Genomic DNA, 26,162 nt, shown 5'->3' with positions numbered 1-26,162 from the left:
TTCCATGGTCCACCCCTGGCAGGACACCACGCTGCCCGCTTCCGAGCGGGCCGCGGACCTGCTCGCCCGGATGACGGCGGAGGAGCGGCTCGCCCAGCTCTACAGCGTCTGGCCCGGCTCGGACGCCCAGGAGGAGAGCGCCGACGTGGCACCCCTGCAACACGAGGTGGCCGAACGCGTCGACCTTCAGGCGCTGCTCCCCCACGGCCTCGGCCAAGTGACGCGCCCCTTCGGCACGGCCCCGGTGGAACCCGCCGAGGGCGCGGCGCGGCTCGCAGCCCTCCAGGAGCGGGTCCGCGCCGCGAACCGCTTCAGCCTTCCCGCCGTCGCGCACGAGGAGTGCCTCACCGGCTTCACGGCCTGGCAGGCGGCCATCTTCCCGACACCGCTCGCCTGGGGCGCGTCCTTCGACCCTGAACTGGTCGGCAGGATGGCCGAGTCCATCGGTACGTCCATGCGCGCGGTCGGCGTCCACCAGGGGCTCGCCCCGGTCCTGGACGTCGTGCGCGACCCGCGCTGGGGCCGCACGGAGGAGTCGATCGGCGAGGACCCGTATCTGGTGGCGACCATCGGCACGGCGTACGTCCAGGGCCTCCAGTCGACCGGGATCGTCGCCACCCTCAAACACTTCGCGGGCTACGGAGCCTCGCGCGGGGCCCGCAATCACGCGCCGGTGTCCATCGGCCCGCGCGAACTGGCGGACGTCGTACTCCCTCCCTTCGAGATGGCGATACGTGACGGGGGCGCCCGCTCGGTGATGCCCGCGTACAACGACCTGGACGGGCTCCCGGCCCACGCCCACCGGGCGCTGCTCACGCAACTCCTGCGCGAGGACTGGGGTTTCACCGGCACGGTCGTCTCGGACTACTTCGGGGTGTCCTTCCTGGAGTCGGCCCACGGGGTGACCGACTCCAGGGCTGGGGCGGCAGCGCTGGCCCTGGCGGCGGGCGTGGACGTGGAACTCCCGGCGGTACGGTGCTTCGGCGCGGGAACCGCCGCCCCGCGGGACGCGGTGGACCGCGCCGCGCTTCGCGTACTGACCCAGAAGTGCGAGCTGGGCCTGCTCGACCCGGGCTGGACGCCGGCTCCCCCCGCGGGGCCGCTGGACCTGGACCCGCCCCAGATGCGGCTGCTGGCGCGCGAGTTGGCCGAGGAGTCGGTGGTCCTGCTCGCCAACCCGGGCGGGACCCTCCCTCTCCGCCCGCGCACACGTATCGCCGTGGTGGGCCCGCTCGCCGACGACCCGGCGGCGATGCTCGGCTGCTACACCTTCCCGCGCCATGTGGGCGTGGAGCACCCGGAGTTGCCGATGGGCGTCGCGGTTCCGACATTGCTCCAGGCGCTGCGGGCGGAGTTCCCGGAGGCGGTGTTCGTCGACGACCCGGCCGACGCGGAGGTCTGCGTGGCGGTGGTGGGTGACCGCTCGGGGCTTTTCGGACGGGGCACGTCGGGAGAGGGTTGTGACGCGACGGACCTGGAACTACCGGACAGGCAGGGTGAGTTGCTGGACGAGACACTCACGGCGGGAACGCCCCCGATCCTGGTCCTGCTCTCCGGCCGCCCGTACGCGCTCGGGCGCTGGGCGGACGGCCTCGCGGGGGTGGTGCAGGCGTTCTTCCCCGGTGAGGAGGGCGGGGGTGCGGTGGCGGGGGTCCTTTCGGGCCGGGTGAACCCGTCGGGCCGCCTCCCGGTCAGCGTGCCCCGCGATCCGTCGGGCCAGCCCTGGACGTACCTGGCTCCCCCGCTGGGCCATCGCGGCGAGGCGAGCAACCTCGATCCGACGCCGCTGTATCCCTTCGGGCACGGCCTCTCGTACACCACCTTCGGGTGGGAGGTGTCCCCCGTTCCCGCCGAGCTGCCCACGGACGGTGAGGTGACGCTGCGGCTGACGGTCACCAACACGGGGGCCGTTTCCGGCACGGAGGTGGTCCAGCTCTACCTCCACGATCCCGTGGGCCGGGTGGCGCGCCCGGTGACCCGCCTGATCGGTTACGCCCGCGTGCCGCTTTCGCCGGGTGAGTCCGCGGAGGTCGAGGCCACGTTCCACGCCGACCTGGCGTCGTACACGGGCCCCGAGGGCCACCGGATCGTGGACCCGGGCGCCCTGGAACTCCGCTTCGGCCCCTCCAGCGCGAGGACCCACCACCGGCTGCCGCTGACCCTGACGGGCCCGGAGCGGATGGTGGGCCATGAGCGGCGCATGCGGTGCGAGGTGCGGGTGAAGTAGCGGCCCTGCCGCACGGTGGCCGCCAATCACCGGCTCCGCGTAGCGGCCCTGCCGCACGGTGGCCGCCAATCACCGGCTCCGCCGAGTTCGTCCTCAAACGCCGGACGGGCTGAAATACCCGCCCGCGCGCTGTCTTTCAGCCCCTCCGGCGTTTGAGGAGCGGGGGTCTGGGGGCGGAGCCCCCAGTTTCGGGAAGGGGTGGGATTGGGGAGGGCCCCGCAGGGTTACGCCTCAGCCCCAGCCCTGCCGCCACCAGCAAGAGCCCCCCGAGCATCACGAACGGCGCCGCCACCCCCGCCACCCCGGCAATCAGCCCCGCCCCCGCGGGGGCAGCAACCTGACCGAGCCGATTCCCCGTAAGCCGCAAGGCCAACGCAGTGGACCGCGCCCCCTCAGGAGCAGCCTGCACCACCGTCGTCATCGACAGCGGCTGCCCGACCCCGAGACAGAAGCCCAGCAGCACCAGCATCACCGCGAGCCCCCACACAGGCACCGGCAGCGCAACCCCCGCACACAGCAGGGCGGCCAGCAGACACGTGACCACGATCAGCGCCGTACGCCCGAGCAGATTGATCAGCGGCGTCATCACGAGGCGGCAGGCGATCGTCGCGGCGGCCCGCAGCGAGAGGAGCACGCCGACCGTCGCGGGCGCGATGCCCCGGTGCTCGCCGACCACCGGCAGGTAAGCCGTGAGGATGTCCGTGGCGGAGAGCACCGCGAGGCTGATGAAGATCCCCGCGGGGACACCGCGGGCACGCAGGATGCCGAACACCGGGACCTTGTCCCCCCGCTTCGGCGAGCCCCCGCCGGAACGGACGTGCTCGATGCGCCACAGCGAGGTGAGCGAGACCGCCGCGACCCCACCCGACACCAAGAGGGCGAACGCACTCGTACGCCCCATGTCCCCGCCGATCAGGGACCCCGCCGCGATCGGCCCGATCAGCTGCCCCAGCGAGGCACCGATCGTGAAGTGCCCGAAGTTGCGGTCCTGTTCGTCGGGGGCGGACTGCCGGGCCACGATCGACTGGGCGCCGATCACGAAGCACAGGTGACCGAGCCCCATCACACCGCTCCAGGCGGCCAGCGGGCCGAGCGAGCCCGCCGTACCGCTGAGCGCACACCCTCCGGCGATCAGCACGACGCCGATCGGAAGGAGCGGCGCGCACCGCCCGTGGTCGGTCCTGCGCCCGAGCGGTACGGCGGCGAAGAGCGGGAGCAGGGCGTACACACCGGCGATGACGCCGATCGCCCGCTCGTCGGCGCCGAGGGAGAGCGCCCGGTAGGAGACGGCCGGACGCGCCATCGACACCGCCCCCTGCGCGAAGGCGAAGGCGATGACGAGGCGCAGCAACCAGGCCCGGCCCGGTGTCGACAGTGTCACCGGTGTCAATGGCATCAGATGATGCCGAAGAGGATGCCGGAGCCGAGCACCACGAGAGAGGTGAGAACGGCCCATTTGACGGTGAACTTGGTGTGGTCGCCGAACTCGACCTTCGCCATGCCGACGAGGACGTACACGGCGGGCACCAGCGGGCTCGACATGTGCAGGGCCTGGCCCGCGATGGAGGCGCGGGCGATCTCCAGGGTGCCGACGCCGTGTGCCTGGCCGGCCTCGGCGAGGACCGGCAGGACGCCGAAGTAGAAGCCGTCGTTCGACATGAAGTAGGTGAGCGGCAGGGACAGGAGGCCGGTGACCAGGCCCATCTGCGGGCCCATGCCCTCCGGGATCGCGTCGACGAGCCATTTGGCCATGCTGTCGACCATGCCGGTGCCCTGGAGGACGCCGGTGAAGACGGCGGCCGCGAAGACCATGCCGGTGACGTTGAGGACGTTCTCGGCGTGGGCGCCGATACGGGCCTTCTGGTCGGGCATGTGCGGGAAGTTGACCGTCAGGGCGAGCGCGGCGCCGAGCAGGAAGAGGACCGGGATCGGCAGCCACTCCATGATCATGGCCGTGAGCAGGACCACGGTGAGACCGGCGTTGAACCAGTAGAGCTTGGGGCGCAGGGTGGAGCGGTTCGGGTCGAGCCCCTGGAAGCCGTCGTCCTCGTCGGCGTCGTCGGTGGACTCCGCGGCGTCCGCGTCCGTGCCGGAGCCCGCTCCCCCGGTGGTCTTCTTCGTGAGCGAGGTGCGCCCGCCGGTGCCGCCACCGGCACCCACCAGGACCGTCTCGTCCGCCGTCTCCTTCTCCAGGACCTCGTCCAGGGAGAGCATCCCGAGCCGCTTGCGCTCCCGCAGGCCCAGTGCGTAGGCGAGGAGGAAGACGCAGACGAGGCCCATGGCGAGCGCCGGGATCATCGGCACGAAGATGTCCGCGGCGTCGACCTTGAGGGCGGTCGCGGCGCGGGCCGTCGGGCCGCCCCACGGCAGGGTGTTCATGACGCCGTTGGCGGTGGCCGCGACACCCGTCATGACGACGAGGCTCATCTTGAGGCGTTTGTAGAGCGGATACATCGCCGAGACCGTGATCATGAAGGTCGTCGAGCCGTCGCCGTCGAGCGAGACGATCGCGGCGAGCAGCGCGGTGCCGACCACGATGCGTACCGGGTCCGCCTTGCAGAAGCGCAGGATGCCCCGGACGATCGGGTCGAACAGGCCGACGTCGATCATGACGCCGAAGTACACGATGGCGAACATGAGCATGGCCGCCGTGGGCGCCAGATTCCCGACGCCTTCGAGGACGTAGTCCCCGAGATGGGCTCCCTTTCCTACGAACACGCAGAAGAGCGCGGGGATCAGCACCAGTGCCGCGATCGGCGACATCTTCTTCATCATGATCAGCACCAGGAAGGTGGCGATCATGACGAATCCGAGGATTGTCAGCATGGGGGCTACCTAACGTTCACCATCGAACTCCCACCAGGTCTGGCGGTCCGGTTGACGTTAGGACCCGTCTCGATCCGTTAACAAGATGTTGACGTGTGAGCAATAAGCGCAAAACTCCAGGTCAACGACTTGCTGCCGGAACTGTTTCCGATACGAGGGCAGTGACGGACACCGGGAAGCCGTTGAGCACGGACGTCCCGGAGAGCGGGTCGAGGAGGGTGCCGTCCAGGAGCTGGTTCACATTGGCCCCCGGGTTCTCGGCGGCGACGGCCAGGCGGGTGCCGGGGCGGTCGTGGCCCCAGCCGTGCGGCAGGCTGACCACTCCGGGGCGCACGGCGTCCGTCACCTCCACGGGCACGGTGAGCGAGCCGCCGGTGGCCTCCACGCGCGCGTGTCCGCCGTTCTCCAGGCCGACGCGGGCCGCGTCGTCGGGGTGGACGTGCAGGGTGCAGCGGTTGGAGCCGCCGGTGAGGGTGCGCACGTTGTGCATCCAGCTGTTGTTGGAGCGCAGGTGGCGGCGGCCCACCAGGACGAGCTCGTCCGGGGCGGCGCGCAGCGCGTTCGTCAGGCGCGGCAGGTCGTCCGCGATCGGGGCGGGGAAGAGCTCCACCCGGCCGCTGCGGGTCCTGAGGACCTGCGGGAGGCGGGACTCCAGGGGTCCGAGGTCGATGCCGTGCGGGTGGGCGAGGAGCCGTTCCAAGGTCAGCCCGTCCTCGCGGGCGCCGAATCCGTCGCCGTAGGGGCCCAGGCGCAGCATCAGGTCGAGCCGCCGCTCGGGGCCGCTCTCGCCGGTGAGGAGGGCGGACAGTTCCCCGGGGTCACGGCCGTGCACGGCGGAGTGCGGCTCGGTGACGGCCTTGCCGAGCGCCTTGTCGACGACCATCGCGTCGACGGCCGCCGGATCGGCGCCGTGCATCCCCCCGGCGGCGAGCACGAGCCGGGCCAGGATCTCGGTCTCCGCCATCCGGCCGTCAGCCAGGGGCAGCGCGGCGCGGGTGTAACGGACCTGGTTGCGTACGGCGAATCCGTTGAAGGCGAAGTCGAAGTGCGGGCTCCGGGAGGGCGGGGGCGGCGGCAGCACCACGTGGGCGTGGCAGGAGGTCTCGTTCAGGTACGGGTCGACGCTGACCATGAAGTCGAGTGAGGCCAGGGCCTTGTCGAGCCGGTCGCCGTCGGGGGCCGAGAGGACGGGGTTGGCCGCGACGGCGACGACCGCGCGGATCGCCTCGTCACCGGGGGTGTCGATCTCCTCGGCGAGCGCGGCGATCGGCAGTTCGCCCTTGGCCTCGGGGTGCCCGCTCACGCGGCTGTGCCAGCGGCCGAGCGCGAAGCCCTTGCCGGGGCCCGCCGGGCGGGGTGCGCGGTCGGTGGCCGAGAGCGGGAAGAGGGCGCCGCCGGGCCGGTCGAGGTTGCCGGTCAGCACGTTCAGGACGTCGACCAGCCAGTTGGTGAGCGTGCCGTAGGCGACGGTGCTGGCGCCGACGCGGGCGTAGACGGCGGCGGTGGGCGCGGCGGCCAGGTCGCGGGCGAGGGTGCGGATGGTGTCGGCGGGCACGTCGCAGGCCGCGGAGACGACGTCGGGGGTGAGGTGGCCCACGGCCTCGCGTACCTCCTCGACGCCCTCCACCTGGTCTTCGAGCACCCCGAGGTCGGTGAGTTTCTCCTCGAAGAGCACCTGGACCATGGCCGCGAGCAACAGCGCGTCCGTGCCGGGCCGGATCGCCAGGTGCCGGTCGGCGAGCTTGGCGGTGCGGGTGCGGCGGGGGTCGACGACGGTGAGCGTGCCGCCTCGCGCGCGCAGCGCCTTCAGCTTGCCCGGGAAGTCGGGGGCGGTGCACAGGCTCCCGTTGGAGTCCAGGGGGTTGGCGCCGAGCAGGAGCAGATGGTCGGTGCGGTCCAGGTCGGGCACGGGGATGGCGAACGCGTCGCCGAAGAGGAGTCCGCTGGAGACGTGCTTGGGCATCTGGTCGACGGTGCTCGCGGTGAAGATGTTGCGGGTGCCGAGCGCGCCGAGCAGCACGGGCGGGTAGAGGCCGCCGGCCATGGTGTGCACGTTCGGGTTGCCGAGCACCACGCCGACCGCCTGCGGCCCGTACCGCTCGATCAGGGGGCGAAGCCCGGCGGCGACGGCGTCGAACGCCTCGTCCCAGCTTGCCTCCCGCAGTACGCCGTCCTTGCGTACGAGGGGGCCCGTCAGGCGGTCGGGGTCCGAGTCGGCCTCTCCGAAGGAGGCGCCTTTGGGGCAGATGAAGCCGTGGCTGAACACATCGTCCCGGTCTCCGCGCGCTCCGGTCACCCGCGCGGCGCCGGCGCCGTCAGGGGGTCCTTCGATGGTGAGCGTGAGCCCGCAGGTGGCTTCGCAGAGGGGGCAGATACGCAGGGCTGTGCTGGGCATGGAGACCCTCCAGGGCGGCGGCTACGGCGCACGTGCGCTCTCACCATACCGACCGGTATGCATGGCGTCAGGCCCCTGCGGGGAACGGGTTCAGTCCAGTGAACCCGCGAAGTACGAGTGCAGCAGGGTCCGCGTCTCGTCGATCAGGTCGGGATCGCCCGACGGGTGCGCACGGAAGGCCAGTTGCAGGACGGCGTCCACCGCCTCGACGCCGACGAGCACCGTGCGGCGCAGCTTCTTGTCCAGCGGCCGGCCGATGTGTTCGGCGAGCAGTCCCGCCACCCGCTCGGCGACGTCCGAATTGGCGTCGGGCATCGCGCCGGGGGCCGAGGGGATGCCGAAGTCGACCAGGCCGAAGCCCGGGACGCTGCGCATCATGGCGAGGTACTCGTCGAAGGCCGCGTCGACGGCGCCGCGCCAGTCACCGCGCTCCACCCCGGCCATGCGCGCCGCCACGCGCTCTCCGTAGGCGTCGAGGTTGCGGTGGGCCAGGGCGTCGGCCATGGCGCGCTTGTTGCCGAAGAAGCGGTAGACCGAGCCGATCGGGACGCCCGCCCGGGCGGCGACGGCGCGGGTGCTCAGGTCCTCGTAGCCGACCTCGTCGAGCAGTTCGGCGCAGGCGTCGAGGATGCGGGTCAGACGCTCGGCGCTGCGCTCCTGCACGGGCACGCGGCGCAGGGTCTTCGGGGGCGGCGGGGGCTTTGGCTGATCACGGTGGGGCATCCCCGGGAGAGTAGAGCAATGTTCACATCCTTGGATCCCCTTGCGGAAGGAAAACGCGAATCCTACGGTGTCCCATAGGAATCGTTGACGAGGGAGCGATGATGAGCCGGGAACACACCAGCGACGCCAGCCGTGGGGACGGGAACGACCCGCGCAAGACGGCCGAGGCACTGACGTACCTCTCCGGCTTCGGCAACGAACACAGCTCCGAAGCGGTGCCCGGCGCCCTGCCGCACGGCCGGAACTCGCCCCAGCGCGCTCCCCTCGGCCTGTACGCGGAGCAGCTGAGCGGCACCGCCTTCACCGAGCCCCGCGCGCACAACCGCCGCTCCTGGCTCTATCGCATCCGCCCCTCGGCCGCGCACCCCGCCTTCACCCGCGTGGACAACGGTGCCTTGCGGACGGCGCCCTTCACCGAGACGCCCGACCCCAACCGGCTGCGCTGGAACCCGCTCCCCGAGCCCGCCCCGGGCACGGACTTCCTCGCGGGCCTGTGGACGCTGGGCGGCAACGGAGACGCCACCCAGCGCACCGGCATGGCCGTGCACCTCTACCACGCCAACTCCTCCATGCGGGACCGGGTGTTCAGCGACTCGGACGGCGAACTCCTCGTCGTACCCGAGCAGGGCGGCCTGCTCCTTCGCACCGAGTTCGGCCTGCTGCGCACCGAGCCGGGCGAGGTGGCGCTCATCCCGCGCGGGGTGCGCTTTCGCGTGGAACTGCTCGACGGGACGGCGCGCGGCTACGTCTGTGAGAACTACGGGGCGGCCTTCCAGCTCCCCGACCTGGGCCCGATCGGCGCGAACGGCCTCGCGAACGCAAGGGACTTCAGGGCCCCGGTCGCCGCGTACGAGGACGCGGACCGCCCGGTGGAGGTCGTGAACAAGTTCTGCGGCAACCTGTGGCAGGCGACCTACGACCACTCGCCGCTCGACGTCGTCGCCTGGCACGGCAACCACGTGCCGTACGTGTACGACCTGCGTCGCTTCAACGTCATCGGCACCATCAGCTACGACCACCCGGACCCGTCGATCTTCACGGTCCTCACCTCGCCGTCCGACACCCCGGGCCTGGCGGGCGTCGACTTCGTGGTCTTCGCGCCGCGCTGGCTGGTCGGCGAGAACACCTTCCGGCCGCCGTACTTCCACCGGAACGTGATGAGCGAGTACATGGGCCTGATCGAGGGCGCGTACGACGCGAAGGCGGAAGGTTTCGTGCCCGGCGGCGGCTCCCTGCACAACATGATGTCGGCGCACGGCCCCGACCGCGACACCTTCGAGAAGGCCTCGGCCGCCGAGCTGAAGCCGCAGAAGATCGACGACGGACTTGCCTTCATGTTCGAGACGCGCTGGCCGGTGACGGCGACCGAACAGGCAGCTCAGGCCGCCCATCTGCAGCGCGGATACGACGATGTGTGGGAGGGTCTGGAGCGCCATTTTCGAAACTGATCGGCACCTGGTCGGCAACTGATTCGGAGAGACCGTGACCGCTTTCGCCCCGGACTCGATCGTCCTGAATCGCAAGCTGCCGCTCTGGTATCAGGTGTCGCAGTCGCTGCGCGCCTCGATACTCGGCCGAACGCCCGATGCCCCGCTCCGGCTGCCCACCGAGGAGCAGCTGGCGGGGCACTACGGCGTGAGCGTCCTGACCATGCGCCAGGCGCTCAAGGAGCTGGAGGACGAGGGCCTGATCACCCGGCACCGGCGGCGCGGCACGTTCATCGAGCCCAGCGCCCAGCGCGGCTCACCGGTCCGGCTGCTCGGCTCGGTCGACGCGATCGTGGCCCAGCAGTCGGGCATGAGCACGCAGCTGCTCGCGCACGGCACGTCACCGGTCTCCGGCGAACTCTCGGAGCACTTCCCCGACCTGACCGAGGTGGCGACGTACCACCGGCTGCGCAGCGACGAGAAGACGGGCGAACCGACCAATCACGCCCATAACTACATACGTCCCGAACTCGCGGACCGTGTCGACCTCGACGACCTGACGCGCTGGCCCATGACCAAGGTCCTGCGCGACGTCGTGGGCGTCCGCATCAGCCGCATCACGGACACCGTCGAGGCCACGCTCGCCGACCCGGAGACGGCCCGCCTCCTCGAAGTGCCGCTGCTCAGCCCGATCCTGCACTACACCGGCATCACGTACGACGAGGACGGCCGCGCCCTGGACGTGGCGCGCATCCACTACCGCGGGGACCGCTTCTCCTTCACGGTCACCCTCGACGCGACGTAAGGGTCTCGACGTACGATGCCGGGCGTGACGCACGACGAAGCGCCGCTGCTCGCGGACCTCATGCCGTGGTCCGTCGCACCGCTCCGGCCGGGCCGCGGGTGGCCGATGGGACCGGACGCCGCATCCCTCAAAGCCCGTTGGGCCGCGTTCGTGCGGGCGGACACGGCGGAACGCGACAAGCTCCTCTCCCCCTCGCGCTCGCGCACCCTGCACACCGCGGTCGCCCAACTCCCGGGCCACCCGGGCGGCACCGTCCCGCTGGCCGCGGAGTCCGGCCCCTGCCCCGAGCCGGTGCGGGTCCTGCACGGCCCCTTCGACGAGCAGTGGCTGATCCCGGACCACCGGCTCATCGACGCCGCGCGCCCGGAGCTGTGGCGGGTCGCGGGCGAGGGCCAGCTCTTTCTCGTCGAGCAGGGGCACGTCGCCGGTTCCACGGGCCCCGCGGTCCTCGCCTCCGCCGTACTGCCCGACGGACGCTCCCCCGCCGGGCGGCCGGGGCGCATCCGGCCACTGTTCCGCCGCCCCGGCGGCGACGAACCCAATGCGGCGCCGGGCCTCCTCGCCCACCTCTCCACGTCACTCGGCACGGACATCGGCGCCGGTGACCTCCTCGCCTGGACGCTGGCCGTCGCGCAGGCATCCCCGGCCGGCTGCCGGGTGCCGCTGACGTCCGACGTCGAACTCTGGGCGCGGGGCACGGAGCTGGGGCGCCGCATGCTCGCGCTCCAGGCCCGCGGTGACGGCGCGCGACCGAAGCTTCCCGGTGGCCGGCGGCCCTACGTGCGGGCGCCCCTGCCCGCCCGCCCCGCCGAGGTCGCGTACGACGCCGACGAGGAGGCCCTGTGCGTGGACGCGGGCCGCATCTCGCCGGTGCCACGGGAGGCGTGGGACTTCGAGGTGAGCGGGGTGCGTGTCCTTGAGCTGTGGTTCGCGCGGCGTACGGAGACGGGTGAGGCGGGCTCCCTGGAGGCGATCCGTCCGAAGGAGTGGCCCCAGACCTGGACGTCCGAGCTCCTTGAGCTGATCACGGCACTCGCACTGCTCGCGGAACTCCGCCCCCTTCAGGACGAACTGACCCGTGCGCTCGAGTCGGCCGGCCCCGGCATCTCCGCGGACGCACTGCACCGGGCCGGCGTACTCCCCGTCCCCGACGCCGCCCGCCGCCCGGCATCGGTCCTCGATCATCACGAGGAAGGGCCGGGCGGCCAGTTCGCCCTCATCTGAAGCTGCCCGGGGTCACGTGGCCCGAGCGTTGCGGGAGCCTGCGCCGGAGGCGAGCAACGCCCCCAGGCCGGCCACCTGCAGCAGGGTCAGCGTGACGACCCCGGCCCGGAAGCCGTCCGCCCCTCCGCCGCCCAGGCCGTACGCGAGGGCCGCTGCCGCCGGGCCGACGGTGAAGCCGAGGGTGCGGAACGTGTTGCCGACGCCGCCGCTCGTGCCCACCAGGCCGGCGGGTGCGGCGGCCAGGATCGAGGCGTTCACCGGGGTGCCGAACAGCGCCTGTCCCACGCCGATCACGGCCAGCCGCCAGCCGATGTCGAACAGCCCGGAGCCGGGCCCGAGCGTCAGCATGCTCAGCAGGCCGCCGATGACCAGGAGCAGTCCCGCGGCCCCGAGGATTCTGCCGGGCAGCCGGTCGGCGAGCTGCCCGCTGAGCGGCGAGACCGCGGCCACCGCGCCGATGAAGAAGACCATCGCGAGGCCGGTCATGGCGGCGCTCCCGTGCAGGACGTCGGCGACGTAGAACGGCAGCAGGAAGTAGGAGAGCCCCACGAACGTGCCGGTCAGCAGGAGCGAGAGGACCGGAAGCCCGATGGCCCTGCGCCGCAGCAGACCGATCACCGGGCGCGCCGAGCGCAGCCGCGTCCACCACAGCGCGAGGGCGGCCGCGGCCACCGCGAACAGCCCCGCGACGACCGGCTGTCCGGCCTCCACCCGGTCGAAGGCGACCAGGAGCGCGGTCACCGATCCGCCCAGGACCAGGCCGTCTCCCACCAGGGACCGGTCGGGCCGGGAGAGCCCGCCGCCGGTGGAGGGTATGTGCCGCGCCCCCAGCCAGATCACGAGGATCAGGACCGGCACCTTCATCAGCATCACGGGCCGCCAGCCGTACGCGTCCGCGACGATCCCACCGAGGGACGAGCCGCCCATCGAGCCGATCGGCATGATCGTGGCGATGTAGCCCATCGCACGGCCCCGCTGCTCCGGTCGTACGACGGCGGCGACGACCGGCAGGTAGACCGCGACGGCCAGCGCGCCCGCGACGCCCTGGAGGACGCGGGCGGCAAGCAGCACGGGGAGGTTGGGCGCGGCGGCCGCGAGGACGCTGGTGAGGCCGATGGCCGGGACGGAGAAGAGGAACACCGCGCGGAGGTCGACGCGGTCGGCCCACCGCCCGGCGGGGATCGCGAGGGCGGCCGTCGGCAGGGCGTAGGCGAGGAGCACCCACTGGGTCGCGGAGGTACCGACACCGAGGTCGGCGCCGATCGCCGGCAGCGTCACGGAGGAGAGGCTCAGCTCCAGGGTGACCATCAGCATGGCGAGCGCCATGACGGCGACCGGCGTCCAGCGGGTCGTGGTGGGGGCGGTGTCGGCAGGGGGCGGGGTGTCACGGGTCGCGTGCGTCATGGGGTCGACGCTAGGAACCGGGGCGCGTGCGGCGCCTCTGTCGCACGACTGGGGTGACCGACAAGGCCCGCCCCAGTCATCACCCGGTCATGGTCCCGGTCACCTGACAGAGGCCAGGGAGCCGGCCCTCTCCGTAGCTTTCTCGTGACGGCGAGAACCACCCGCCGCCTCATCCACCTCATCTCCGTACGACTCCGTACGACGAAAGCGAGCCGACCATGCGAGCGATCCGACTGCACGCCTTCGGCGGGCCCGAGAACCTGCGGTACGAGGAGGTCGCCGACCCGGAGCCGGGGCCCGGCCAGGTCCGTGTCGCGGTCAAGGCCGCGGGGGTCCACCTCCTGGACACCGCGCTGCAGAAGGGGGCGGCCGACGAACTCCCCTTCCCGATGCCGGAGCTGCCGATGACCCCCGGCCGGGAGGTGGCAGGCGTGGTCGACGCCCTCGGCGAGGGAGTGGACGAGGAGTGGCTCGGCAGGCGGGTGGTGACGCATCTTGGCCTGGTCAACGCGGGCTACGCGGAACTGGCCGTGCGGGAGACGGACGCACTGTTCGCGCTGCCCGACGCGCTCTCCTACGAGGCCTCGATCGCCATGGTCGGCACCGGCCGGATGGCGCTCGGCATCCTGCACGTCGCCGCGCTCGAACCGGACGACGTGGCCCTGGTGACGGCCGCCGCGGGCGGCATCGGCACACTCCTCGTGCAGGCCGCGAGGAACGCGGGCGTAACCGTGGTGGGCGCGGCGGGAGGCCCCGAGAAGACCGCGCGAGTCCGTGAGCTGGGCGCGGACGTGGCCGTCGACTACAACGAGCCCGACTGGCCGGAGAAGGTGCGCGCGGCGCTCGGCGGCCGCGAGGTGAGCGTCGCCTTCGACAGCGTGGGCGGAGCCGCGGGGCGCGCCGCGCTCGAACTCCTGGGCTTCGGCGGCCGGTTCGTAATGTACGGCTGGTCGTCGGGCAAGCCCACGGAACTGGGCACGAAGGATCTGCAGAGCAGACTCCTGACGGCGACGTACGCGCTGGGCCCGCGGATCGCGCGGCTTCCCGGCGGCCTGCGGGGCCTCCAGGAGCGGGCACTGGACGAGGCGGCACGCGGCACGCTCGTACCGGCGGTGACGACGTTCCCGCTGCGGGAGGCGGGGGCGGCGCATGCGGCGCTGCTGGGGCGGGAGACGGTGGGAAAGGTGGTGCTCACACCATGAGCACGATGCGAGCCGTGGCGTTCGCGGCGCACGGTCCGGCGGAGGTGCTGCGTCCGATCGATCTGCCCGTCCCCGAGCCCGGTCCGGGCGAGGTGCGGGTGCGGGTACGGGCGGCCGGCGTGCTGCCGTTCGACATCGGGCTGCGGAAAGGCGTGATCAGACCGCCGGGGGTGGTGTTCCCCGTGGTGCCGGGCAATGAGTTCGCGGGGACGGTCGACGTGACGGGCCCCGGGGTGACCGGCTTCGGGCCGGGCGATCCGGTGCTCGGCTTCTCCTTGCTCGGCTCGTACGCGGAGTACGTCGTCGTCCCGGCGGAGAACCTGGTCGCCAAGCCGGACGCGATGGAGTGGACGGTGGCGGGCGGCTTCTCGGGCAACGCGCAGGGGGCGCACATGGCGCTGAGCGCGATGCGGGTGGGCGCGGGTGACACGGTCCTGATCAACGCGGCGGCGGGCGGACTCGGCACGCTGGCGGTGCAGTTGGCGCGGGCGTGGGGCGCGACGACGGTGATCGGCACGGCGAGCGAGGCCAACCACGACCATCTGCGGTCGTTGGGCGCGATTCCCGTGACGTACGGGGAGGGCCTGGAGGAGCGGGTGCGTGCGATCGCCCCGGAGGGCGTGGACGCGGCGCTGGACGGTGCGGGCGCGGAGGCGCTGCGTGCGTCGGCCGCGGTGGCGAAGCAGCCCGACCGGGTCATCACGATGGTCGCCACGGAGGAGGCCCGCCGCCTGGGCCTGCCCGAACTGAACGGCACGAGAACGGCGTCGCGCCTGGCGGAGATGACGGCCCTGTACGCGAAGGGCGCGCTGCGGGTCCACATCCGCGCGCAGTACACCCTGGACCGAGCGGCGGACGCACAGCGGGAGGTGGAACGGGGCCACGGCCGAGGCAAGGTGATCCTGACGCCCACCCTCTGACGGTCGGCAACGCCTAACCTGGCGGGCCGCCTCAACCCCCGGGGGCCCAGCACCCCGACTCCCGGCGCCCGGCTCCCTACCCCCTGCCCCCTGCCCCCTGCTCCGGGGTAACGGGTGGGTGGGTGGGAAAGGTCCGCCGCGAAGCGGGCGGGACGGACGGCGGCCGGGCAACTCAGGTGCCCCGTTAGGGTCAAGGCATGCTCTACGGACGCGGCGATGAAATCGCGAAGCTGGACGCCCTGTTGGCCCAGGCCCGGCAGGGCCACAGCGCTGCCCTCGTAGTACGAGGAGAGGCCGGCATCGGCAAGTCCGCACTCCTCGCGCACGCCGCCGCCACCGCCAGGAGCCACGACACCCGCCTGCTGCAGGCAACCGGCATCGAGGCCGAGAGCGAACTCCCCTTCGCCGGCCTGCACCTGCTCCTGCACCGCGTGACCGACCGGATCGACGCCCTGCCGGAGCCGCAGGCCAAGGCGCTCCGCGCGGCACTCGGCCTCGCCCCGAGCGCGCAGGCCGACCGCTTCCTCATCGGCCTGGCCGTCCTGACCCTCCTCGCGGACCTCGCCGACGAGGCAGGCTCCCTCCTCTGCCTGGTCGACGACGCCCAGTGGCTCGACCAGGCCTCCGCCGACGCCCTCCTCTTCGCCGCCCGGCGCCTCGCCGCCGACGGCGTGGTGATGCTGTTCGCCGCACGCGACGCCCACGCGCCGCCCTTCCCCGCCGAGGGCCTGCCCGAGCTGCGGCTCACCGGCCTCGACGACGAGACCGCGGGGGATCTCCTCGCCGAACACGCAGGTGATCTTCCCCGCTACGTACGCGAGCAGATCCGCGCCGAGTCCGGCGGCAACCCGCTCGCCCTGCGCGAGCTGCCCGCCGCCCAGCGCGAGGGACACATACCCGGCTACGGCGGCCACTTGAGCTCGCTGCCGAGCCACTCCCGCCTCCTGCGGACCTTCGCCGACCGGATGTCGGCGCTGCCCCGGGCCACCCGCACCCTGCTCGTGGTCGCGGCGGCGGAAGGCACCGGCGACCTGACCGTCACGGCGGCCGCGGCGAGCCGGCTCGGTGCCGGCGTCACGGATCTGGAGCCCGCCGAACGCAAGGAACTGCTCAGCCTGGACGGCGGCCGCCTCACCTTCCGGCACCCCATGATCCGCGCCGCCGCCTACCAGAGCGCCCCGGTCGGCGACCGTATCGCCGCACACCGCGCACTGGCCGACGCCCTGCCCTGCGTGGGCAACGTGGACCGCCGCGCCTGGCATCTGGCGGCCGCCACCACGGAGCCCGACGAGTACGTGGCCGGTGTCCTGGAGCAGACCGCCGAACACGCGCGATCCCGCGGCGGCTACGCGGCCGTCGCCGCCGCCTGCGAACGCGCCGCCCAGCTCAGCCCGGACGGCGCGCACCGCGCCCGGCGTCTCGCGCTCGCCGCGTCGGCCGCCGCGGACGCGGGCCACAACGAACGCGCCGCCGAACTGGCCCTGCGCGCCGCCCCGCACCTGTCCGACCCGGCCGTCCTCGCGCAGCTCGCGCAGGTGCGCGCCGCCGTGGCCCGCGAGCAGGGCCGCCTGGAGGCCTCGTACTCCGTGCTCCTGGACACGGCCGCCGACATCGCCCCGCACGCCCCGCAGACGGCGGCGTTCATGGCGTACGAGGCGATGACCGCCGCCTGGCTCTCCGGGCACCGGCAGTCGATCGACGAGATGAGCCACCGCATCGGCGAACTCGACGTCAAGACTCCCCCGGACGCCCTGCCCTATCTGCCGGCCGCGGAGGGCCTCGCCCGGCTCGCGGCAGGTGACCCGGGCAGCGGACTCCCGCCGCTGCGCGCGCTGTTCGAGAGCCTGCGGGCCGAGCGGCACGACCGCGGGCACACCCTGCGCGAACGCGTCTCGATCGCCTCCTGGTTCTCGCCGCTCGGCGCGCTGGAGACCGGCAACGACCTCGCCGCCGAGCTGGACCGCGAGTGCCGTGAGCAGGGCGCCCTGGGCCCGCTGCCGCTCGTGCTCCTTCTGCGGACCCGGGCGCGGATCTTCCTGGGCCGCCACAGCTGTGCCCTGATGGGCGCGACGGAGGGCCTGCGGATCGCCCAGGACACCGGACAGCCGCACTACGTGGGCCAGTTGACGGGCATCCTCGCCTACCTCGCCGCCCTGGACGGCGACGAGGAGCGCTGCCGCGAGCTCGCGGCCAAGGGTGATCTGCGGCAGGTGCTGCCCGGGCAGGTGTGGGGCGGGATGGCGGTCGCCATGCTGGAGCTCGGCCTCGGCCACCACGAGGCCGCACTGCGGGCGTACGAGGACGTGGCGGCGAGCCCGTCCGGCCACACGATCGTCGTCCTGTACTGCGTGCCGGACCGCGTCGAGGCCGCCGTACGGACCGGGAAGGCCGATTCCGTACGGGAGGCGGCGAAGACGTTCGGCGAGTGGGCCGGCCACACGGGTACGGCCTGGGCGCGGGCACTGACCGCCCGCTGCCGTGCGCTGCTCGCCCCGGAGACGGAGGCGGAGGCCGCGTACGAGGAAGCCCTCGCGCTGCACGTCGACGACGGCCGCCCGTTCGAACGGGCCCGCACGGAGCTGCTCTTCGGGGAGTGGCTGCGCCGCGCGGGCCGCAGGAGCGAGGCCCGTGTCCCGCTGCGCTCGGCCCTGGACACGTTCGAGCTGCTGGCGTCGCCGCCGTGGGCCGAGCGGGCCCGCGCCGAGCTGCGGGCCACCGGCGAGAGCAGGGCGCGGCACGTCGGTGACGAGGCACCCCTGGAGCGGCTCACCCCGCAGGAGCGGCAGGTCGTGCGCCTCGCGGCGACCGGCATGACCAACCGGGACATCGGCGCCCAGCTGTTCCTCTCGCCGCGCACGGTGGGATACCACCTCTACAACGCCTATCCGAAGCTGGGCGTGGCATCGCGCGGCGAGCTGGCCCGCCTGCGGTTCCGGGACCAGGAGGAGGCCACGGCCTGAGCGAGGGTGCCGGCGTGCACCCTCAGGCGAACGAATCCAGGAGCCGGTTCAGCATCCGGTCGAAGAGCTCGTCGGCGTCCCCGGGCGAAGGCCCCTCCGACAGCGCCGCCGCGAGCCGCGGATAGGCCCCGTCGGCGACCTGCCCCGCGAGGTACGCGAACCGCACCTGCTGCTCCTGCTCCTCCGTCCACGGCAGGGCCCGCGCGCGCTCCGCCATGGCGAACTCGTTGACGACGTACGTCATGACCGAGCCGTTGACCATCCCGATGAGTTCCATCTTGGTGCCGTAGGGCACGTCGAGGCCCTCCAGTGCGCCGAGGCAGTGCTCCAGGTAGCGCAGGGCGTTCGGACTGAAGCCGTACAGCGTCGACATGATCCGCGGCAGCCACGGATGGCGTCGCATGATCCCGCGCGTCTGCCGGCCGAGCGCCATCATCTCGGCGCGCCAGTCACTGCCCGGCGGTCCGGCCGGCAGCACGTACTCGCCGCTCACCGCGTCGACCATCAGTTCGTTCAGGTCTTCCTTGCGCGGCACGTAGTTGTAGAGCGACATGGTGCCGCAGCCGAGCTCGGCTGCGACCCTGCGCATGGAGAGCGCGTCGATGCCGTCCGCGTCGGCGATACGGACGGCCGCCGCCGCGATGTCCGCCCTGCTGTACGCGGGCTTCGGGCCACGGCCCGCACGCTCGGGGCGCGCCCAGATCACTTCCGGTTCGGCCGCTCGGCCCGCCATTGATCATCACCTCGCTCACCATGTTAGTTACGTACAGCGTACGTAGTGAGGTACCGTGTGGCCATGACTTCTACGTACGCTGTACTTAGTGAGGGTCTGGAGAAGCGCTTCGGTGACGTCCACGCCCTGCGGGGGCTCGACCTCGCCGTCCCGGAAGGCACCGTCTGCGGGCTGCTCGGCCCGAACGGGGCAGGCAAGACGACCGCCGTGCGCCTGCTCACCACGCTCCAGGCGCCGGACGCCGGGAGGGCGTTCGTGGCGGGGCACGACGTGGTGCGGGAGGCCGCCACGGTGCGGCGGCTCATCGGGGTGACCGGGCAGTACGCCTCCGTCGACGGGGATCTGACCGGGCGGGAGAATCTGCGGCTCTTCGCCCGGCTGCTGCGGGCTCCGCGGGCGCGGGGCGACGAGTTGCTCGACCGCTTCGGCCTCACGGACGCGGCCGACCGTCCCGCGCGGACGTACTCCGGTGGCATGCGGCGGCGGCTCGACCTCGCGGCGAGCCTGCTGGTGCGGCCACGGGTGCTCTTCCTCGACGAGCCCACCACCGGGCTCGATCCGCACAGCCGCAACGGCATCTGGGACGCCGTACGGGAGTTGGCCGCCGAGGGGACGACCGTGCTGCTGACGACGCAGTATCTGGAGGAGGCGGATCAGCTGGCCGACGAGGTCGTCCTGATCGACGGGGGGCGGGTCGCGCATCGCGGAACGCCCACCGCCCTGAAGGCGCAGATCGGGAGTTACGTCGAAGTGGTCGTCGCCGAGGATGCCGCGCTGCATGCCGCCGCGGTCATCCTCGATCAGTTGACCGGCTCCGAGCCCATCCTCGACCCCGGTCGGCGGGCCGCGGGGGCGGTCGCCCTCGACACGACGCTGACCCTGCCCCGGGTCGTACGGGAGCTGGACTCTGCGGGAGTCCCCGTCGTCGACGCGACGCTTCGGGCGCCGACTCTCGACGAGGTCTTTCTTCGGCTGGTCGCGCGCGTTTCCTAGACCGCGGCTTCGCGGCGGATTCTTTCCCGCCCACCCACCCGAGCACCCCGCAGCCCGACACGCGTCGGCCGAGGGCGGGGCGGGTGGCCACCCGACCCTTGGAGGTTTCCCCTTGAGCGCCATCCTCTACGACGGCTCCGCCGTTCTCGGGCGGCATCTGCGGCGTATCCGGCACGCGCCCGCCATCCTCGTCATGACGCAGACGATGCCCATCGTCTTCCTGCTCTTCTTCGGTTACGTCTTCGGCAGCGCCCTCGCCATGCCCGGCGCCGACTACCGTGCCTTCCTCGTCCCGGGCATGCTCGTCGCGACCGCCGCGAACGGCATCATGACCGGCATGTTCACCGCTGCCCAGGACTCCCACCGGGGTGTCATGGACCGGTTCCGCACGATGCCCATGAGCCGGTCGGCCGTGCCGCTCGGGCAGGCCGTCGCCGATCTGCTGACCACCGCGGTGGGGCTCGTGCCGTTGATGCTCGTCGGGCTCGCGATGGGCTGGCGGATCGAGGGCGGGCCGCTGCAGGCCCTCGGCGCCTTCGGCCTGTTGCTGCTCTTCCGGTTCGCGACGACCTGGATCGGCATTCTGCTCGGCCTCGTCTCGCAGAGCGAGGAGGCGGCGGGACAGCTGGGCGGCGCGACGTTCATGCTGCCGCTGCTCTCGAACGCGTACATCCCCGTGGACGGGCTCCCCGCGTGGCTGCGGACGGTCGCCGAGTGGAATCCGATCAGCGCGGTCGCCACGGCGGTGCGTGATCTCTGCGGCAACGCGCCCGTCCCGGTCGACGCCGCCTGGCCGGTGGCGCATCCCGTGGCGGGGGCGGTTCTCTGGTGCCTCGCGCTGCTCGCCGTGTGCGTGCCGCTCTCCGTCCGCCGGTACACGCGCGGCGGACGGTGAGCGGACTGCCGAATTTTTCTGCGGGGCGCCCTACTTCTGGGGCGCGAGCTCCGGTCCGAGCGAGGAGAACTTCTCCTGGGACACCACGCGCTTCGGCGGCCAGGTGATGTTCGGCGGCGGCCACTTCTGGCCCGTCTTCTTCAGGAACCACGCCGGGGGTTCGTACATCGGCGGCTCATAGCCGTCGGGCAGCGCGGTCTTCCACCTGACGTCCTTCGTGCGCTCCTTGAACTCGTCCTTGACCGCCTTCAGGCGTTCGGGCTGCGTGATCAGGTCGACCGCCGTCGCCGCCAGATACTTCGCGGCGGCGAGCACCGCGGCCTGGCCGGGGGCGGCCGCCGCGCAGGCGGCGGTGGACCAGGTGTGCATCTTGGTGCCGATGGGGGCGAGGGCGGCGCCCATCGAGACGGTGGGGACGTTCCAGCTGATGTCGGCGACGTCGGTGGAGCCGCCGCCCATGAACACCGGGTTGGGCGGGGTGAGTTCACCGATCTTGTCGTGCAGGCCCTTCTGGGGCAGGCCCAGGGACTCCTGGAGCTCCTTGGCCAGCTCATGGGCCTCGGAGGTGAAGTCGGGCGGGCCTATCTCGCGCATGTTCGCGTGCAGGAGCTCGGCGAACGCCTTGGCCGGGAGCTGGTTCCAGCAGGCGGAGGTGACGCGGTGGCGCACGGACGTCTGCGACGCCTTCGCTGCCGCCTCGGAGACCGCGATCACCTTGTCCAGGAGGACCTGGACGCGGGCGGGGCTTCCTTCGCGCACGTAGTACGAGATCTCGGCGATCTCCGGGGTGACGTTAGGGATGTCGCCGCCGTTGTTGATCACCCAGTGCAGGCGGCCGCTCGGCGCCAGGTTCTCCTCGCGCAGGAACTCCGACATCGTCGCCATCATCACGGCGGCGTCCAGGGCGGACTTGTTGCCGAGCGGGGTGCCGCCGTGGCCTGCCACGCCGAGGAAGGTGAAGGTGACGGCGGTCATCGCGGTGGTGGTGCCCCAGCCGGTCGCGTTGGCCGTCGAGGGGTGCCAGTCCAGGAACGCGTCGAGCCCGTCGTAGACCCCCTTGCTGACGGCGTACGTCTTGCCGATCAGTGCTTCCTCGGCCGTGGAGCCGAAGAACTTCACGGTGACGGGGACGCGGTGCTTCTTCGCGGCCTGGGCGACGGCTGCCGCGGCGGCTGCCGCCGCCGTGCCGAGCGCGCTGTGGCCGCAGCCGTGGCCGGGGCCGTAGCTGGGGGCGAAGGGGTCGTGGATGTACTCGCGCGGGTCATGGTGGCCGACGCCCTTGTGCTGCGAGAGGCCGGGCAGCGCGTCGTACTCGCCGCTGAAGCCGAGGACCGGTCCGCCCTTGCCGTGCGTGTACGTCGCGGTGAAGGCCGTCGGGAAGCCCGCGGTGCCGAACTGCACGTCGAATCCGGCCTGTTCGAGGAATTCGGCCTCGGCGACGGAGGACTTCCACTCGCGCAGGGACAGCTCGGCGTTGTCCCAGATCTCGGCGTTCAGGCCGGTGATCCGGTCGTCGTGGGAGGTGATCCAGTCGAGCGCCGCACGCTTGGCGGGGGTGTCGGCGGCAAGGCCTTGGGGCGCTTCGTAGGCCGCGGGACTGTCGTCGGCTCCGGCGGCCATCGCCGGGTCCGCGTCGGCGGTCAGCACGCCGGCGGTGACGCCGGCCGCGCCGAGGAGCTGCATGATGTGGCGGCGGCTCAGGGGCGGGCCGCTCGCGGGGAGTGCCTCATGCTCATGCTGATCGTGCAGGTCACACACGCGCACCTCCGGGGGTGAGGTTGGGTGTATCAGCCAATCAACCAGCCACACTGGTGGCGGAAAGTTGCGGCGTCAACAGGTGCGCATGACAAGTGTGTTACTCGGGGTGCGTGAGAGGTGACGTATCCGGAGGGAAGGGGCGGGTGGGTGGAGGCAATCCGCCGCTGAGCGGCGGCCGAACCCCCGACCACCCGTGGTCAGCGACCCCCAAAGAGGGACCGACGCAGCCTGCGCAAGGGGGCGAAGAGGGAGACCCTCCGCACACGTGCACCGTGGCCGCTGCGGTCATGCGCGCCCCGTGAGGTGAGCTCACGCATCAGCAGCGTCGCCTCCGCCGTCTCCCGCTGCGGGACGGCGGGGCCGCCCAGCACTGAGAGATGGCGGTCGAGACGCGAGCTGGTCGCGCTGCTCCCGCAGGTGATCGCAGGGACACGCGCCCTGCTGCGCACCGTTATCTGTTCCATGTCACTCCCCACCCGTACGAGGGCACCCGGCCCAGGGCAGGTTAACCCTATCGCCCCGTCCCGACACTCGTGTATCCCGGTCACAGGATTCACCTACCCCGTAAGGAGGTTGACGATTACTCTCCGAATCCAACTGATTCCAGGGCGAGTTGGACAAGAGGGGCGGAAGTGGGCCTCTCTGAGCCTCCGTCGGGTTCGGTGGTCACGGCCAGTGACGCGGTGGATCCGCGCAAGCCCGCGGCGATCACGGGCGTTTCGCCCTCCAGCAGGCCCAGGGAACGGGGCGGAGAGGCGGGCCGCAGCAGCCACAGTTGGTGCGCGCGGCCCCGGGGCGGCGCCCCGAGGCCTGTGACGGTCACCACGGCGCGCCGCCTGGACTCCGACGTGACGACGTTGATGCCGCGCCCCCACGCGTCCGAACTTCCGCTCGCGCGGGCGTCCGGCGCGGCCAGGACGTGGGCGATCTCACGTGCTTCGGCGCGCTCCTCGTCGAGCCGGCGGTCGGTTCGGACCAACTGGAAGGCGAGGACCGCAGACGCGACAAGCGCAAGAGCGACGGCTCCGACGGCTCCGACGGCGACAAGGAGTGTCGGGGTGCGTGGGGGCGCGCTCCGGGTGACGGGCGCCCGCGGAGGCGGCTCCTGCTCCGTCACGCGTACGGCGGCCAGCACCCGCTCGCGCAGGGCGGGCGGTGGAGTGGTCGCCGCAGCGCCCGCCAGGCGTACGGCGCCCTCGCCCAGCTCCCTGGTCTCGGCCCGGCAGGGTGCGCAGCGGGCCAGGTGCCGTTCGAAGCCGCGCAGTTCACGGGGGCCGAGGGCGTCCAGGGCGTAGGGGGCGGCCAGCGAGTGAACGCGCCTCACGCGGCGGCGCCCAGGCAGTCCCGCATCCGCAGCAGTCCGTCCCGCATCCGCGTCTTGACGGTGCCGAGGGGCACGGAGAGGCGCCGGGAGACTTCCCGGTACGTGTAGCCCTCGTAGTAGGCGAGGGTCACGGCCTGGCGCTGGAGGTCGGTGAGGCGCCGCAGGCAGCGGCGCACCCATTCGCGCTCCAGGTTGCCCTCGACCGCCTCGGCGACCTGGTCGTAGGCGGGCCCTTCGCCGCGCTCGGCCGCGCGCTGTTCGCGGTCGCTCGCCGCGCGGACGCTGCGGACCCGGTCCACCGCCCTGCGGTGGGCGAGCGTGAGGACCCAGGAGAGGGCGCTGCCGCGCGCCGGATCGAAGCGGGCCGCCGTACGCCAGAGTTCGAGCAGCACCTCCTGGACCACTTCCTCGGACTGGGCAGGGTCGCGGAGCACGCGGCGGACCATGCCGTAGACCGGCCCGGACACCTGGTCGTACAGCTTCTCGAACGCCTGCTGGTCGCCCTGGGCGATCAGTGGCAGCAACTCGTCGGACTCCATGCGCGTCCCCTCCCCCTCTTCCCGTCCGGGCGGCTGATGCCGCCGCCGGCCGGGTGCCGCGTTGTGCGGTCGCACCGGGATTCGGGGCGGAGGAAGGCACCGGATTGGGAACGAGGGCAATCCGCCGGGCCCTTCGCCCCGAATGGCGTGCGTCAGGCGGCTTGCGCGCGGCGCGCGGGGTCGCGCGAAGGACAGTAAGGACGGACGCGATGACAGCTATCGCCAGGAGCGGGTCGAGGCGCCGCGGCACGCGCGGCCTCGCCGCGCTCGTGTGTGGCGCGCTGGCCGCCGGGGGGCTCGCAGCCGCCGGTGTGACGGCATTGGCACCGGAGGCGGCCGACGCCTCCAGCCACCGGGAGGCCCCGCTGATCTCGGGACAGCCCCAGTACGACACCACGGACGTGTACGCGTTCGTGAGCCCGGACAAGCCCGACTCCACGACCATCGTGGCGAACTGGCTGCCCTTCGAGGAGCCCACGGGCGGGCCGACCTTCTATCCCTTCGCCGATGACGCGCAGTACGACGTCCACATCGACAGCGACGGGGACGCGCAGGGCGATCTCCTCTACCGGTGGACGTTCGACACGCAGACCAAGAACGGCGACACGTTCCTCTACAACACCGGGCCCGTGACGAGCCTCGACGACCCCGACCTGAACGTGACGCAGACGTACGACCTCGAACTGCTGAGGCTCAAGGACCAGAAGGTCACCTCGACGACGAAGCTCGCCGACGACGCGCCCGCCGCGCCGTCGCACGTCGGCAAGGCGTCCATGCCGAACTACAAGAAGCTGCGCGATCAGGCGGTCAAGCAGGTCAAGGGCGGCGGCTCGACGTTCGCCGGACAGGCCGACGACCCGTTCTTCGCGGACCTGCGGGTGTTCGACCTGCTGTACGGCGGCGACCTGTCGGAGGTCGGGAACGACACCCTCAAGGGTTACAACGTGAACTCCGTCGCCCTGCAGGTGCCGACCTCCGAGATACGGCAGTCGGCGAAGCAGCCGACCGTCGGGATCTGGTCGACGACCCAGCGCAAGAACGCCAACGGCAAGTGGTCCCAGGTCTCACGGCTCGGCAACCCGCTGGTCAACGAGGTGGTCGTGCCGAGGAAGGACAAGGACAAGTTCAACGCGTCCTCGCCCTGGAACGACGCGGACTTCCTGAAGTACGTGACCAAGCCCGAGCTGCCGAAGCTCCTGGAGAAGATCTACAAGCTGAAGGCGCCGGCCGAGCCGCGCAACGACCTCGTGTCCGTGTTCCTGACGGGCGTGAAGGACCTCAACCAGCCGCCGGGCGTCAGGCCCGCGGAGGCGCTGCGGCTCAACACGTCCATCAAGCCCGCGGCCACGCCCAAGCGGCTCGGGGTGCTCGACGGCGACAACGCCGGGTTCCCGAACGGGCGGCGGCTCGCCGACGACGTCATCGACATCGAGCTCCAGGCCGTCGAGGGCGAACTCACAGGGAACAAGAACGACCTGGGTGACGCGGTGAACGCCAACGAGCAGAAGTTCGGCGACACCTTCCCGTACCTGGCGCTTCCCACGTCCGGCTCCCGGGGCCCGTTGGCCAAGGGCGGCGGGGGCGACGGCACCTCGGCGCGCGACGCGCTGAACGGCGGGGCCGTGCCCGGCCGTCCGGCGTCCGGCGGCGATGACACCGATGCCGTGCTGATCGCCTCGGCGGCCGCGGGAGCGGCAGGGGTGCTCCTGATCGGACTCGGGCTCGCGTGGTGGCGCAGGCGCGGCACCTCCGGGATCGCGGGCTGAGCCCGTTCCCCGACCGGCGCGGCCCGCACTCATCCCCCTGC

Annotated in this window: 20 protein-coding genes; 10 read left to right on the top strand and 10 right to left on the bottom strand. The window is 72.3% G+C overall.

The genetic code is table 11. From position 1 onward, the window contains the following. Nucleotides 1-4 precede the first annotated feature (4 nt). A complete protein-coding gene (locus tag AB0I66_RS28390; protein ID WP_363210789.1) occupies nucleotides 5-2,227 on the top strand; it encodes a glycoside hydrolase family 3 N-terminal domain-containing protein in 2,223 nt (740 codons plus the stop codon). Nucleotides 2,228-2,363: 136 nt separating this feature from the next. On the opposite strand, the gene AB0I66_RS28385 is transcribed toward AB0I66_RS28390, so the two are convergent. The 4 genes from AB0I66_RS28385 to AB0I66_RS28370 all read right to left on the bottom strand — a co-directional run bounded on the left by AB0I66_RS28385 (nucleotide 2,364) and on the right by AB0I66_RS28370 (nucleotide 8,171). Next, complete coding sequence (locus tag AB0I66_RS28385) at nucleotides 2,364-3,608, bottom strand: MFS transporter (protein ID WP_363210788.1); 1,245 nt, start codon at nucleotides 3,606-3,608, stop codon at nucleotides 2,364-2,366. A gap of 14 nt (nucleotides 3,609-3,622) precedes the next feature. Continuing rightward, on the bottom strand, nucleotides 3,623-5,053 hold the full coding sequence (locus AB0I66_RS28380; protein ID WP_363210787.1) for a citrate:proton symporter: 1,431 nt from the start codon (nucleotides 5,051-5,053) through the stop codon (nucleotides 3,623-3,625). Between the two features lie 121 nt (nucleotides 5,054-5,174). Further along, on the bottom strand, nucleotides 5,175-7,448 hold the full coding sequence (locus AB0I66_RS28375; RefSeq protein WP_363210786.1) for a molybdopterin-dependent oxidoreductase: 2,274 nt from the start codon (nucleotides 7,446-7,448) through the stop codon (nucleotides 5,175-5,177). Between the two features lie 90 nt (nucleotides 7,449-7,538). After that, nucleotides 7,539-8,171 carry a TetR/AcrR family transcriptional regulator gene (locus AB0I66_RS28370; protein ID WP_363210785.1) on the bottom strand — a complete coding sequence of 211 codons (633 nt, stop codon included), beginning with the start codon at nucleotides 8,169-8,171 and terminating at the stop codon, nucleotides 7,539-7,541. A 101-nt stretch (nucleotides 8,172-8,272) separates the two neighbouring features. On the opposite strand from AB0I66_RS28370, the gene hmgA reads away from it, so the two are divergent. Genes hmgA through AB0I66_RS28355 form a run of 3 tightly spaced genes read left to right on the top strand, consistent with a single transcriptional unit; the run spans nucleotide 8,273 to nucleotide 11,627 of the window. Then, a complete protein-coding gene (gene hmgA, locus AB0I66_RS28365) occupies nucleotides 8,273-9,619 on the top strand; it encodes a homogentisate 1,2-dioxygenase (protein ID WP_363210784.1) in 1,347 nt (448 codons plus the stop codon). A 34-nt stretch (nucleotides 9,620-9,653) separates the two neighbouring features. Then, a complete protein-coding gene (locus AB0I66_RS28360) occupies nucleotides 9,654-10,403 on the top strand; it encodes a GntR family transcriptional regulator (protein WP_363210783.1) in 750 nt (249 codons plus the stop codon). A 15-nt stretch (nucleotides 10,404-10,418) separates the two neighbouring features. Further along, a complete protein-coding gene (locus AB0I66_RS28355; protein WP_363210782.1) occupies nucleotides 10,419-11,627 on the top strand; it encodes a type ISP restriction/modification enzyme in 1,209 nt (402 codons plus the stop codon). A 12-nt stretch (nucleotides 11,628-11,639) separates the two neighbouring features. Here the strand turns inward: AB0I66_RS28355 and AB0I66_RS28350 are convergent, their stop codons facing one another. Next, the gene (locus AB0I66_RS28350; RefSeq protein WP_363210781.1) at nucleotides 11,640-13,031 is read right to left on the bottom strand and encodes an MFS transporter; all 1,392 of its coding nucleotides are present in this window, start codon (nucleotides 13,029-13,031) and stop codon (nucleotides 11,640-11,642) included. A 218-nt stretch (nucleotides 13,032-13,249) separates the two neighbouring features. Between AB0I66_RS28350 and AB0I66_RS28345 the strand changes: the two genes are divergently transcribed. The 3 genes from AB0I66_RS28345 (at nucleotide 13,250) to AB0I66_RS28335 (ending at nucleotide 18,113) form a co-directional block, all read left to right on the top strand. After that, nucleotides 13,250-14,233 (top strand): zinc-binding dehydrogenase, encoded by a 984-nt coding sequence (locus AB0I66_RS28345; RefSeq protein ID WP_363210780.1) that lies wholly within the window; start codon nucleotides 13,250-13,252, stop codon nucleotides 14,231-14,233. Further along, on the top strand, nucleotides 14,230-15,153 hold the full coding sequence (locus AB0I66_RS28340; protein ID WP_363210779.1) for an NADP-dependent oxidoreductase: 924 nt from the start codon (nucleotides 14,230-14,232) through the stop codon (nucleotides 15,151-15,153). The genes AB0I66_RS28345 and AB0I66_RS28340 overlap by 4 nt, the downstream gene beginning before the upstream one ends. 197 nt (nucleotides 15,154-15,350) lie before the next feature. Then, nucleotides 15,351-18,113, top strand: coding sequence for an AAA family ATPase (locus AB0I66_RS28335; RefSeq protein WP_363210778.1), 2,763 nt, complete (start codon nucleotides 15,351-15,353; stop codon nucleotides 18,111-18,113). A gap of 22 nt (nucleotides 18,114-18,135) precedes the next feature. Here the strand turns inward: AB0I66_RS28335 and AB0I66_RS28330 are convergent, their stop codons facing one another. After that, nucleotides 18,136-18,846: a TetR/AcrR family transcriptional regulator C-terminal domain-containing protein gene (locus tag AB0I66_RS28330; protein ID WP_363210777.1), complete on the bottom strand. Its 711-nt coding sequence runs from the start codon at nucleotides 18,844-18,846 to the stop codon at nucleotides 18,136-18,138. Nucleotides 18,847-18,909: 63 nt separating this feature from the next. On the opposite strand from AB0I66_RS28330, the gene AB0I66_RS28325 reads away from it, so the two are divergent. After that, nucleotides 18,910-19,839 carry an ATP-binding cassette domain-containing protein gene (locus AB0I66_RS28325; RefSeq protein ID WP_363210776.1) on the top strand — a complete coding sequence of 310 codons (930 nt, stop codon included), beginning with the start codon at nucleotides 18,910-18,912 and terminating at the stop codon, nucleotides 19,837-19,839. Between the two features lie 112 nt (nucleotides 19,840-19,951). Beyond that, nucleotides 19,952-20,734, top strand: coding sequence for an ABC transporter permease (locus tag AB0I66_RS28320; RefSeq protein WP_363210775.1), 783 nt, complete (start codon nucleotides 19,952-19,954; stop codon nucleotides 20,732-20,734). A gap of 30 nt (nucleotides 20,735-20,764) precedes the next feature. Here the strand turns inward: AB0I66_RS28320 and AB0I66_RS28315 are convergent, their stop codons facing one another. The 4 genes from AB0I66_RS28315 to AB0I66_RS28300 form a co-directional block, all read right to left on the bottom strand. Then, a complete protein-coding gene (locus AB0I66_RS28315) occupies nucleotides 20,765-22,492 on the bottom strand; it encodes an amidohydrolase (RefSeq protein ID WP_363210774.1) in 1,728 nt (575 codons plus the stop codon). 197 nt (nucleotides 22,493-22,689) lie between these two features. Beyond that, a complete protein-coding gene (locus tag AB0I66_RS28310) occupies nucleotides 22,690-22,956 on the bottom strand; it encodes a hypothetical protein (RefSeq protein ID WP_363210773.1) in 267 nt (88 codons plus the stop codon). A gap of 116 nt (nucleotides 22,957-23,072) precedes the next feature. Continuing rightward, the gene (locus tag AB0I66_RS28305) at nucleotides 23,073-23,816 is read right to left on the bottom strand and encodes an anti-sigma factor (protein WP_363210772.1); all 744 of its coding nucleotides are present in this window, start codon (nucleotides 23,814-23,816) and stop codon (nucleotides 23,073-23,075) included. Continuing rightward, nucleotides 23,813-24,355, bottom strand: coding sequence for a sigma-70 family RNA polymerase sigma factor (locus AB0I66_RS28300; protein ID WP_363210771.1), 543 nt, complete (start codon nucleotides 24,353-24,355; stop codon nucleotides 23,813-23,815). The genes AB0I66_RS28305 and AB0I66_RS28300 overlap by 4 nt, the downstream gene beginning before the upstream one ends. 209 nt (nucleotides 24,356-24,564) lie before the next feature. Between AB0I66_RS28300 and AB0I66_RS28295 the strand changes: the two genes are divergently transcribed. Next, the gene (locus AB0I66_RS28295) at nucleotides 24,565-26,121 is read left to right on the top strand and encodes a DUF4331 domain-containing protein (protein ID WP_363210770.1); all 1,557 of its coding nucleotides are present in this window, start codon (nucleotides 24,565-24,567) and stop codon (nucleotides 26,119-26,121) included. Nucleotides 26,122-26,162 lie beyond the last annotated feature (41 nt).

The organism is Streptomyces sp. NPDC050439 (assembly GCF_040655335.1).
Lineage (GTDB): Bacteria > Actinomycetota > Actinomycetes > Streptomycetales > Streptomycetaceae > Streptomyces.
Note: the sequence above shows the minus strand (reverse complement) of the source record. Positions and strands in the feature narration are given on the sequence as shown.